The organism is Teichococcus deserti, assembly GCF_001982615.1.
GTDB lineage: Bacteria > Pseudomonadota > Alphaproteobacteria > Acetobacterales > Acetobacteraceae > Pseudoroseomonas > Pseudoroseomonas deserti.
The window spans coordinates 1-9365 of sequence record NZ_MLCO01000410.1; the positions used below are offsets into that span (position 1 = coordinate 1).

Here is a 9365-nt window from a genome sequence, read left to right on the forward strand (position 1 = left end):
CGCCGAGCACTGTCGCCAGCAACGGCGCGCCGGCCGCCGCCGCCCCCGCCCGCCGCGGCCTGGCGCTGGACGTCGTCGACTACGAGGATGACGGCGACATGCGCTTCGCCGGCGCGGCGCCCCCGGGCGCGGTGGTGCGGCTCTATGTCGACCAGGCGCATGTCGGCGACGCCACCCCCGATGCCGAAGGCCGCTGGAGCCTGACGCCCGCGGCGGGCGCCCAGCCGCAGCCGGGGATGCACACGCTGCGCCTCGACCAGATCGGCCCGCGCGGCCAGGTGACGGCGCGGCTGGAGCTGCCCTTCCAGCGCGAGGCGCGCCAGACCGTCGCCGCCCAGACCCCGGCCGAGGGCCGCGTCACCGTGCAGCCCGGCAACAGCCTGTGGCGCATCGCCCGCGCCAGCTATGGCCGCGGCATGCGCTACACCGTGATCTACCGCGCCAACCGCGACCAGATCCGCGAGCCCACCCGGATCTATCCCGGCCAGGTTTTCGTCCTGCCGCCCAGCTGACGCCGTCCCGGGCCGCGCAAACCGCCTTCCGCAACGCCGACGCTTGCGCCGCCTGCAACCCTGCCCCTCGGGCGAGGGTTGTTTGCGCGACCGCGACCGACCATAACCGCAGGTATCATGGCGCTCCTTGAAAGCCTTCGCATGGTTCTGGCCCCGCCGCATCCGGCGGGCCGGCCCTTCATCATCGGCGGCGCGGCGGTGGCCGTGGTCGGCCTCCTGTCGAGCGGTCTGGTCGGCGGCTCCTGGCTGTTCTGGCTGGGCCTCGGCTTCACGCTGTTCTGCCTCTACTTCTTCCGGGATCCGGAACGGGTGGTGCCGGACCGGCCGGTCTTCGTGGCCCCGGCCGACGGCCATGTGGTCAGCATCCGCCCTGCGGTGCCGCCGGCCGAGCTCGGCCTGGGCGACGCGCCGCGCTGGCGGGTGGCGATCTTCCTCTCCGTGCTCGACGTGCATGTGAACCGCAGCCCCTGCACCGCGACGGTCACCCGCATCGCCTATCACCACGGCAAGTTCCTCAGCGCCAACATGGACAAGGCCAGCACCGACAACGAGCGCAACGCGCTGGCCATGCGCCTGCCCGACGGGCGCGAGATCGCCGTGGTGCAGATCGCCGGGCTGATCGCCCGCCGCATCCTCTGCGACGTGCGCGAGGGCGACCAGCTGCGCGTCGGCGAGCGCTTCGGCATCATCCGCTTCGGCAGCCGCACCGACCTCTATCTGCCCGAGGGCGTCCGCCCGCTGGTGGTCGAGGGCCAGACCATGATCGGCGGCGAGACCGTCATCGCCGACCTGACGCCGCCGGCCGAGGCCGCGCCCGCCGCCCGCCCGGCCGGCAGCTACACCATGCCCGGCGAGCCCGCCTGATGCAGCGCCCGCCGCGTCCCCGCCGCTTCCGTTTCGCCGCGCGCCAGCGTCCGCGCTTCCAGGGCCAGTCCTTCAACCGGCTGATCCCGAACATCATGACGCTGCTCGGCCTCTGCGCCGGGCTGATGGCGATGCGCTTCGCGCTGGAGGACCGGTGGGAGCCGGCGGCCGGCCTGATCATCCTGGCCGGCGCCATCGACGGGCTGGACGGCCGCCTGGCGCGGCTGCTGAAGGCCACCAGCCGCTTCGGCGCCGAATTCGACAGCCTGGCCGATTTCCTGTCCTTCGGCGTCGCGCCGGCGATGATCCTCTACCTGTGGACCATGCATGACTACCGCGGGCTTGGCTTCGTGCCCTGCGTCATGTTCGCGGTCTGCATGTCGCTGCGCCTGGCCCGCTTCAACGCGACGCTGGATGCCGGCCCGGTGCCGCTGACCGGCCCGGCGCCGAAGCCCGCCTATGCGCAGAGCTTCTTCACCGGCGTGCCCGCGCCCGCCGGCGCGCTGCTGGGCATGTTCCCGATCTTCGCCTCGCTGGCCTTCTCCGGCTGGGGCTGGGACGGGCTGGCCGCCGCCGTGCGGCATCCGCTGTTCGTCGGCTGCGTGCTGATCGGCACGGCGCTGATGCTGGTCAGCACCCTGCCGACCTGGTCCTTCAAGAACTTCAAGGTGCGGCGCGAATACATCCTGCCGCTGCTGCTCTCGGTCGGCGCCTATGCCGCGCTGCTGGTCAGCGAGCCCTGGGCGGCGCTGGCCGCGGCCGGGCTGATCTATGTCTCGATGCTGCCCTTCTCGCTGCGCTCCTATATCCGGCTGAAGCGCGAGGCGGAGGAGATGATCGAGCCGGTGGCGCCGACCCCCGCCGTGTCCGAGCCGCCCGCCGCCTGACGTGACCGGTGCGGCGCCGCTCCCCGCTGCGCCGCGCCTTCGAATTGGTCTATGCTGGCCCCAGCGCCGCGCGGACCCGCCGCCGGCCGAGGGGAGGCAGGTGGTGGACCGGCCCGGGGCCTTGCAGCGTGACCTGCCGGACGGCGTGGCCGGCGATGCCTGACCAGGGCCTGCCCGACCGCGGCCTGCGCGTCGTCTGGCGCCGCAACAGCCTGCCCGGCCTGGAGCGGGTGGCGCTGGGCTACGGCCCGCCGCCGCCGCCCGCCAATGATGCCGGCCCGCTGCCGCGCTGGCAGCCGCCGCCGCCCCTGGCGCCACCGCCCGCGCCGACGCCGCGCGGCCTTGGCCTGGATGCCGCCCTGGCGCTGATCCTGATCGTGGTGATGCTGCTGCTGGCCGGCATCCGCTTCTGAGCCTTCTCCCGCGCCGGCGCCGGGCGCTGCCGCGCGGCGAGGCACTCCGGTTCATCACTCAGCAAAAATCCTCCTCATAACGTGAGCCTTGTCGAAGGGTCACGAGGTCGTGACCCATGGCCGCACAGGCCAGGGCGCGACGGTCCCCGGTTCCGGGCGATCATCCCGCACGGAGAGGGGTTCGAATCGCATGCGGGCTGCTGCCATCGGACGGCGCGGTGTCCTGGCGGCCGGGGCGGGGGCACTGCTCTCGGCCTGCGCCGGGCCGGCGGCGCGGGAGGCCATCGGCACCCCGGCCGAGCGTATCGCCGCCACCGGCTTCGCCGAGCTGCAGCGGGACGGGTCGTCGCGCGGCAGCGTCGTCGGCTTCGGTGACCGCCATGTGCTGACCTGCGCCCATGTGCTGGGCCGGCACCAGGGCGGCTTCTCGCTGCGCCGCGGCGACGGCGCCGAGGCGGCGGCCGAGCTGGTCGGGTGCAGCGCCCGGATGGACCCGGCGGTGCTGCGCGTCGCCGCCGGCTTCCTGGCGCCGCCGCCGGTCATGCGCGGCCTGCTGCCCATCGCCGGCGAAGCGGTCTGGGCTGCCGGCGCCCCCGGCATCGGCGCCTCGGTCGCCGCCGGCCGGGTCGAGGCGCCGGATGCCGAGATGCCCGGCTACGGCCGCGGCTTCACCGCCCGCATGCCGGCCTTGATGGGCTATTCCGGCGGGCCAGTGGTCGACCGCCTGGGCCAGCTGATGGGGCTGACCACGGCGCTGCCGGAGGGCGGCAATGCGGCGTTGCTGGCGCTGCTGACGGGCACCGACCTGGACGGGCTGCTGCGGCGCAACCGGCAGGTCTTCGTGCTGTCGATCCACCGCGCCCAGGCCGAGGCGGCGCTGCTGCTGGAAGGCCGCAAAGCGGCGTGATGCGGCACCGCGTCAGCGGCGATTAGCCTGGACTTCTTACGGCGTGGTCACGCAGGCTTCACTGCAATCAACCGGGGCGTGAAGTGGCGGATCGCCGCTCCCCCGCGCAGGGAGGTGTGTCCATGACCATCGCCAGAATTCTGAACGCCAAGGGCTCGCAGGTCGTCTCGGTCAACCCGGTCGACGACGCCGTCTCGGTCGCCCGCACCCTGGCACAGCACCGCATCGGCGCCGTGCTGGTGCGCGATCCGGCCGGCCAGGTGCTGGGCATCGTCTCGGAGCGCGACATCGTCCGGGCGCTGGCCAGCCAGGGCGGCACCAGCAGCGCGCTGCAGGCGCAGCAGCTGATGACCCGGCTGCTCTACACCATCACCCCGACCACGCCGATCGGCGAGGCACTGGCGCTGATGACCGATCGCCGCGTCCGCCACCTGCCGGTGCTGGAGGACGGCGGCGGGCTGGCCGGGATGATCTCGATCGGCGACCTGGTGAAGGCGCGCATCGCCGAGGCCGAGCAGGAGGCGCAGGAGCTGCGCGAATTCGTCACCTCGACGGTTTGATCGGGACGGTTTGATTGGGACGGTCTGATCGGGACGGTCTGATCAGGACGGTGCGAACGGGACGGTTTGATCGGGCGCAGGCCGGGAGGGGGCGGGAATTTCCGGCGGCGCTGCCACGTAAGCCAGCGTGAACGGTTGAACCCCTAGCCTGGAAGGGCCGCAGCGCGTGCTGCGGCTTCCCCGCCGGAGGCCCGGAATGAGCTGGAGCGACGCCTCTTCCCTTCGTCGACGCGCGCTGCTGGGCGCGGGCCTCGCCTTGGCGGCGCCCGGGCTGGCGCGCGGCCAGACCCGCTGGCAGGTCGCCAGCGCCTATCCGGAAGGGAATTTCCACACCCGCAACCTGCAGGCCTTCCTCGAGCAGGTGACGGAGGAGAGCGACGGCCGGCTGCAGTTTCGCCTGCACAGCGACGCGGCGCTGCTCGGCATGACCGAGATCCGCCGCGGCGTGCAGACCGGCCAGGTGCAACTGGGAGAAATCCTGCTTTCGGCCTATGGGCAGGAGGACCCGCTCTTCGAGCTGGACGCCATCCCGCAGCTGGTCGCCGGCTTCGGCCAGGCCGAGCGGCTGGCGGCGCTGGCCCGGCCACTGGTCGAGGCGCGCTTCCGCCGCACCGGCTCGACCCTGCTCTACACCGTGCCCTGGCCGCCCTCCGGCATCTTCAGCAATGTCCCGGTCGAAACGGTGGAGGCGCTGCACGGCCTGCGGCTGCGCACCTACAACGCGCAGACCCAGCGCTTCGCCACGCTGGTCGGCGCGACGCCGCTGCTGGTGCAGGCGGCCGAGCTGCGCCAGGCCTTCGGCAGCGGGCTGGTCGACAGCATGGTGACCTCGGCGGCCACGGGCGTGGATGTCGCCGCCTGGGACTTCCTGCGGATCTTCACCCAGATCGGCTTCTCCTGGACCAAGAACGCGGTCTTCCTGCAGACCCGCGCGCTGGAGGCGCTGCCCGAGGCGCTGCGCGGCGTGGTCCTCCGTGCCGCGGCACTGGCAGAGAAACGCGGCTGGGAGATGGCGCGGGCCGAGCATCGCGGGCGCGAGGCGGTGCTGGCCGAGCGCGGGGTGCAGCTGCGCGCGGCGACGCCCGCGCTGCGCCAGGGGCTGGCGCGGGTTTCCGAGGTGATGGTTGAGGAGTGGATCGCCAAGGCCGGCCCCGAGGGGCAGCGGCTGATCGACGCCTTCCGGGTCGGTTGAGGCGGGACCAGCCAGGGTTGGGCCAACCCGTCCCGTGCCGGCCCCGCCGGAGCTGTCCGATTCATGACCGAAATTTCCTGCCTCCGGCCGAAGCGCCGAGCACAACCTTGTCGCTTCGGCCGCGTTCATTGCGCACCAGACAGAGGGAGTGACCAGCATGCGACTGCAGATTCTCGGCGCCGCGGCGCTGTCCCTGGCGCTTGCCGCCTGCGGCACCAATGAGCGCGACCGCGTCCAGGGTGGCGCCGCCGCGGGTGCGGCGACCGGCGCCGGCGTCGGCGCCTTCGGCGGGCCGGTTGGCGCGGCGGTCGGCGCGGTGGTCGGCGGCGGCGCCGGCGCAGTGACCGGCTACACCACCTCGCCGTCCGACGTGAACCTGGGCAAGCCGGTCTGGCGCAACCCGGAGGTCCGCACCCCGCTGGACGAGAACCAGCGCGCCGGCCGCCGCAGCGCCACCACCCGGCAGAGCGCCACCCGCGCCAGCGCGCGCGGCAACAGCGACGGCGCCTATATGGGCGGCGGCATGGTGGTCGAGCCGGGCGGCACCCCGGCCAACCCGAACCCCTCGGCCGCGCCGGCCATGGGTGGCTCGTCGGGCATGTCGTCGGGGACGTCCTCGGGCACCTCGATGGGCACCGCGCCGACCCCGGTGAACCCGGCGCCGCGCGCCATGCCGTGACGGCGGCCCGGGGCCGCTTGCCCCGGGCGCACCGAAATGACGCCGGGTTTGCGCCCGGCGTCAGCTTTCAAGCCGAGGTGATCTTCCCCGCGGCATCGGCACGGCGGCAACCGCTTGGCAGCCCAGCCGTTGGCCGGGCAGTCTGCAGCCCGGGCCCAGTCCCCGGCCCGCCATCCGGCAGACGCTGAGGAGAACCTGCGATGAAGCCACCGATCCACGTCTCCCGCCCCGCCTGGTTGACCGAGTTCCAGGCCTTCATCATGCGCGGCAGCGTGGTGGACCTGGCGGTGGGTATCGTGATCGGCGCGGCCTTCACCGGCATCGTCAACTCGCTGGTGCAGGACCTGATCAACCCGGTGATCGGCCTGCTGATCGGCGGCGTCGACTTCTCCAATGTCTTCGTGGTGCTGAGCGGCGAGCGCGGCGCCTCGCTGGAGGCGACGCGGCAGGGCGGCGCCGCGGTGCTGGCGGTGGGCAAGTTCATCAACGCCATCATCAGCTTCCTGATCGTCGCCATGGCGATCTTCTGGCTGCTGCGGGTGCTGACCAAGCTGCGGCTGCATGCCAAGGCGCAGGCCGCCGGCCCCAGCGCGCAGGAGAAGCTGCTGGCCGAGATCCGCGACCTGCTGCGCGACGGCCGGCCGGCCGCGCCGGCCGCGCCGCCGGCCGGCCCGACGCTGCCGCCGGGCTGAGGGTCGCGGCCGCGCGCAGGGTCTGGTAGAGGAGCGGGATGCGCTTCAACCATCCCCCTTCCGTCGAGGACCTGCAGGAGCTGGCCGAGACCGCCTTCGCGGCAATCCCCGAGCAGCTGCGGGAAGCGGTGCGCGGCACCGCCATCCTGGTCGAGGAGGTGCCCGACGACGCCACCCTCGAGGCGCTCGACCTGCAGCACCCCTGGGAGCTCACCGGCCTCTATCGCGGCACGCCGCTGACCGAGAAGAGCGTGCTGGGCGTCGCCGCCGAGCCCGACATGATCTTCCTCTACCGCGAGCCCATCCTCGTCGAGTGGATCGAGACCGGGGAAGACCTGTTCCGGCTGGTCCGCAACGTGCTGATCCACGAGATCGCCCACCACTTCGGCTTCAGCGACGACGACATCACCCGCCTCGAGGGCGAGGGCTGAGCGAAAGCTAGGGCGCCAGCGCCGCCGCCACCGCTTGGCGCAGCGCCGGCAGCGCCTCGGCCTCGAACCAGGGGCGCGCCGCGGCCCAGGCGCGGGTCCGCCAGGAGGGATGCGGCAGGGCGAAGACCCCCTGGCGCAGCAGGCCGGCATAACCCGCCACCGTGCCGGCCAGGTCGCGCGCCGCGGCCGGCCCCAGCCGGCTGGCGATGGCGTAGCGGCCCAGCAGCAGCGTCAGCCGGAGATGCCGCAGTGGCGGCGCCAGCCGCGGATGCCAGAGCGGCGCGCATTCGGGCCGCGGCGGCGCGTCGCCGCCGCGCGGCAGCCGGCCCGGATAGCACAGCCCCATCGGCAGGATCGCCAGCCCCGGCCCATAGAAGCCAGCGCGGTCCAGCCCGAGCCAGTCGCGCAGCCGGTCGCCCGCCTTGTCGTTCCAGGGGATGCCGCTGAGATGCGCCCGGGTGCCCGGCGCCTGGCTGACCAGCAGCAGCCGCGCCGCCGCGTCCAGCTGGAAGATCGGCCGCGGCCCCAGCGGCAGCTGCGGCGCGCAGAGCCGGCAGGCGCGGGCCGCGGCGGCGGCCTCGGCCAGCGCCGCTGCCGGCGTCAGCCCCATCGGGCCAGCAGCTCCTCGACCCGCTTTGGCACCAGCAGCGTCGCCGGCCCGTGCCGCGCCTCCTCGAACAGGTGGCTGCCCAGGCTGGGCTCCAGGTTCAGCTCGATCCGCTCGGCCCGGCCGCGCAGCGCGGCGACGAAGCCGGCCGCCGGATAGACCTGGCCCGAGGTGCCGATCGAGAGGAACAGCCGGCAATCCTGCAGCGCGTCCTCGATGCGGTCCATGCCGAGCGGCATCTCGCCGAACCAGACGATGTCGGGGCGCAGCATGCCGGTGGCGCCACAGGCCGGGCAGGGGGTCCCGGTCGAGAGGTCGCCGGCCCAGGCGCGCCGCTGCCCGCAGGCGGTGCAGCGGACCTTTTTCAGCTCGCCATGCATGTGCAGCAGCGCGTCCGAGCCCGGCATGGCGCGGTCATGCAGGTCGTCGACGTTCTGTGTCACCAGCAGGGCCGGCGCCTTCCAGTTGGCGAAAAGCTGTCCCAGGGCGCGATGCGCGGCGTTGGGCTGGATCGCCGGGTCGGCCAGCTGGGCGCGGCGGGCATTGTAGAAGCGGTGCACCAGGGCCGGGTCGGCGGCGAAGGCCTCGGGCGTCGCGACCTCCTCGACGCGGTGGCGCTCCCACAGGCCGTTGTTGTCGCGGAAGGTGGCCAGGCCGGATTCGGCGGAGATGCCGGCGCCGGTCAGCACGATCAGGGGCGGTGCGGACATGGCGCCAGGATCGCGGGGCAGGCCCGCCGTGGTCAAGACGGGCGCGGAGCGGGCGGACGCGGCAGCGGCTCGCGCAGGCGGCTGAGCTGGTTGTCGAAGAAGCTGAAGACCGAGTCCACGCCATAGCCGGCCAGGAAGGCCAGCGCCTGGGCCGAGAGGAACATGTCGGCCGGCGGCGGCGGCGGCAGGCCGGGCAGGATGGCGGCCGGCGGTTCGGGGCTGTTGAAGAGGGCGATGCTGAGCCCGGCGGCCAGGCCCAGTGCCAGGCGGCTGAGGCCCAGCGGCAGCGTGGTCGGCACCAGCTCGAAGCGGTGCATGCGCTGGCTGCAGTCGCGCAGGATCGAGATGCCGGTGCCGAGCAGGGTGAAGCACAGCGGCAGGGCATGGCGGGTCAGCGCCATGACGAAATCCTCGCAGGACCAGTCGGGACGGGGGTTGTGGGCGAGGGCATAGGCGCCGCCGGCTGCCTTGGCCTGGTTCAGGGCGCTGCCGGGGCCCGGCACGATCCAGGCGAGGAGCTCATCGACCAGCAGCGCCAGCAGCGCGAAGGGCAGCAGCAGGAGCTGCAGCAGCAGCTTCACCGGCCGGGCGAAGAGCGCCAGGAAGCTGGCCATGCGCTCCTGCGCCAGGCCGATCTTCACCTCGGCATCCCAGAGGCGGCCGCAGAGATGCGCCTGCTGCACGCTTTCCCAGACCGGCAGGGCCTCGCGGCCGGGCAGGGGCGGCGGGGTGGCGCTCTGCAGCCGGCGGGCACGGTCGCAATAGCGCAGCGGCGGGTCCTCGGCCTTGGGCGGGGCCGGCGACACCGTCTGCGCCAGAGCGAAGGGCGGGATGACGGGCGCCGAGGCGGGGCTCGGGAGTCCAGGGGCGGCGGCGGGCTGGGCTGGCTCTTCTCCACATCTCCGAGCCCA

The 9365-nt window shown here is 73.5% G+C and carries 13 protein-coding genes; 10 read left to right on the plus strand and 3 right to left on the minus strand.

Translation table 11 applies throughout. The annotated features are described in order from the left end of the window. The 10 genes from BKE38_RS28145 to BKE38_RS28190 form a co-directional block, all read left to right on the plus strand. The coding region (locus BKE38_RS28145) for a LysM peptidoglycan-binding domain-containing protein (protein WP_131829768.1) at nucleotides 1–512 on the plus strand (512 nt) is incomplete at its 5' end. Between the two features lie 117 nt (nucleotides 513–629). Then, complete coding sequence (locus tag BKE38_RS28150; RefSeq protein ID WP_076960459.1) at nucleotides 630–1376, plus strand: phosphatidylserine decarboxylase; 747 nt, start codon at nucleotides 630–632, stop codon at nucleotides 1374–1376. After that, on the plus strand, nucleotides 1376–2263 hold the full coding sequence (locus BKE38_RS28155) for a CDP-alcohol phosphatidyltransferase family protein (RefSeq protein ID WP_076960460.1): 888 nt from the start codon (nucleotides 1376–1378) through the stop codon (nucleotides 2261–2263). The genes BKE38_RS28150 and BKE38_RS28155 overlap by 1 nt, the downstream gene beginning before the upstream one ends. A gap of 155 nt (nucleotides 2264–2418) precedes the next feature. Continuing rightward, nucleotides 2419–2676 (plus strand): hypothetical protein, encoded by a 258-nt coding sequence (locus tag BKE38_RS33010; protein ID WP_076960461.1) that lies wholly within the window; start codon nucleotides 2419–2421, stop codon nucleotides 2674–2676. A 190-nt stretch (nucleotides 2677–2866) separates the two neighbouring features. After that, on the plus strand, nucleotides 2867–3583 hold the full coding sequence (locus tag BKE38_RS28165) for a S1 family peptidase (protein WP_076960462.1): 717 nt from the start codon (nucleotides 2867–2869) through the stop codon (nucleotides 3581–3583). Nucleotides 3584–3705: 122 nt separating this feature from the next. Then, the gene (locus BKE38_RS28170; protein ID WP_076960463.1) at nucleotides 3706–4143 is read left to right on the plus strand and encodes a CBS domain-containing protein; all 438 of its coding nucleotides are present in this window, start codon (nucleotides 3706–3708) and stop codon (nucleotides 4141–4143) included. Nucleotides 4144–4339: 196 nt separating this feature from the next. Next, nucleotides 4340–5335: a TRAP transporter substrate-binding protein gene (locus BKE38_RS28175; protein WP_076960464.1), complete on the plus strand. Its 996-nt coding sequence runs from the start codon at nucleotides 4340–4342 to the stop codon at nucleotides 5333–5335. A gap of 157 nt (nucleotides 5336–5492) precedes the next feature. After that, the gene (locus BKE38_RS33015; protein WP_076960465.1) at nucleotides 5493–6014 is read left to right on the plus strand and encodes a hypothetical protein; all 522 of its coding nucleotides are present in this window, start codon (nucleotides 5493–5495) and stop codon (nucleotides 6012–6014) included. 200 nt (nucleotides 6015–6214) lie between these two features. Continuing rightward, nucleotides 6215–6706 (plus strand): large-conductance mechanosensitive channel protein MscL, encoded by a 492-nt coding sequence (mscL, locus tag BKE38_RS28185; RefSeq protein ID WP_076960466.1) that lies wholly within the window; start codon nucleotides 6215–6217, stop codon nucleotides 6704–6706. A 38-nt stretch (nucleotides 6707–6744) separates the two neighbouring features. Then, complete coding sequence (locus BKE38_RS28190; protein ID WP_076960467.1) at nucleotides 6745–7137, plus strand: metallopeptidase family protein; 393 nt, start codon at nucleotides 6745–6747, stop codon at nucleotides 7135–7137. 7 nt (nucleotides 7138–7144) lie between these two features. On the opposite strand, the gene BKE38_RS28195 is transcribed toward BKE38_RS28190, so the two are convergent. The 3 genes from BKE38_RS28195 to BKE38_RS28205 form a co-directional block, all read right to left on the minus strand. Next, nucleotides 7145–7747: a uracil-DNA glycosylase family protein gene (locus BKE38_RS28195; RefSeq protein ID WP_076960468.1), complete on the minus strand. Its 603-nt coding sequence runs from the start codon at nucleotides 7745–7747 to the stop codon at nucleotides 7145–7147. Then, nucleotides 7738–8454: an NAD-dependent deacylase gene (locus BKE38_RS28200; protein ID WP_076960469.1), complete on the minus strand. Its 717-nt coding sequence runs from the start codon at nucleotides 8452–8454 to the stop codon at nucleotides 7738–7740. Before BKE38_RS28200 ends, BKE38_RS28195 begins: the two co-directional genes overlap by 10 nt. 32 nt (nucleotides 8455–8486) lie before the next feature. Continuing rightward, a partial coding sequence (locus BKE38_RS28205; RefSeq protein ID WP_207553710.1) for a hypothetical protein occupies nucleotides 8487–9365 on the minus strand: 879 nt, incomplete at its 5' end.

Excerpts from the sequence above, each read along its gene's own strand:
- BKE38_RS28150 (WP_076960459.1), top strand. The coding sequence starts at position 630 with ATGGCGCTCCTTGAAAGCCTTCGCATGGTTCTGGCCCCGCCGCATCCG.
- BKE38_RS28155 (WP_076960460.1), top strand. The coding sequence starts at position 1,376 with ATGCAGCGCCCGCCGCGTCCCCGCCGCTTCCGTTTCGCCGCGCGCCAG.
- BKE38_RS33010 (WP_076960461.1), top strand. The coding sequence starts at position 2,419 with ATGCCTGACCAGGGCCTGCCCGACCGCGGCCTGCGCGTCGTCTGGCGC.
- BKE38_RS28165 (WP_076960462.1), top strand. The coding sequence starts at position 2,867 with ATGCGGGCTGCTGCCATCGGACGGCGCGGTGTCCTGGCGGCCGGGGCG.
- BKE38_RS28170 (WP_076960463.1), top strand. The coding sequence starts at position 3,706 with ATGACCATCGCCAGAATTCTGAACGCCAAGGGCTCGCAGGTCGTCTCG.
- BKE38_RS28175 (WP_076960464.1), top strand. The coding sequence starts at position 4,340 with ATGAGCTGGAGCGACGCCTCTTCCCTTCGTCGACGCGCGCTGCTGGGC.
- BKE38_RS33015 (WP_076960465.1), top strand. The coding sequence starts at position 5,493 with ATGCGACTGCAGATTCTCGGCGCCGCGGCGCTGTCCCTGGCGCTTGCC.
- mscL (WP_076960466.1), top strand. The coding sequence starts at position 6,215 with ATGAAGCCACCGATCCACGTCTCCCGCCCCGCCTGGTTGACCGAGTTC.
- BKE38_RS28190 (WP_076960467.1), top strand. The coding sequence starts at position 6,745 with ATGCGCTTCAACCATCCCCCTTCCGTCGAGGACCTGCAGGAGCTGGCC.
- BKE38_RS28195 (WP_076960468.1), bottom strand. The coding sequence starts at position 7,747 with ATGGGGCTGACGCCGGCAGCGGCGCTGGCCGAGGCCGCCGCCGCGGCC.
- BKE38_RS28200 (WP_076960469.1), bottom strand. The coding sequence starts at position 8,454 with ATGTCCGCACCGCCCCTGATCGTGCTGACCGGCGCCGGCATCTCCGCC.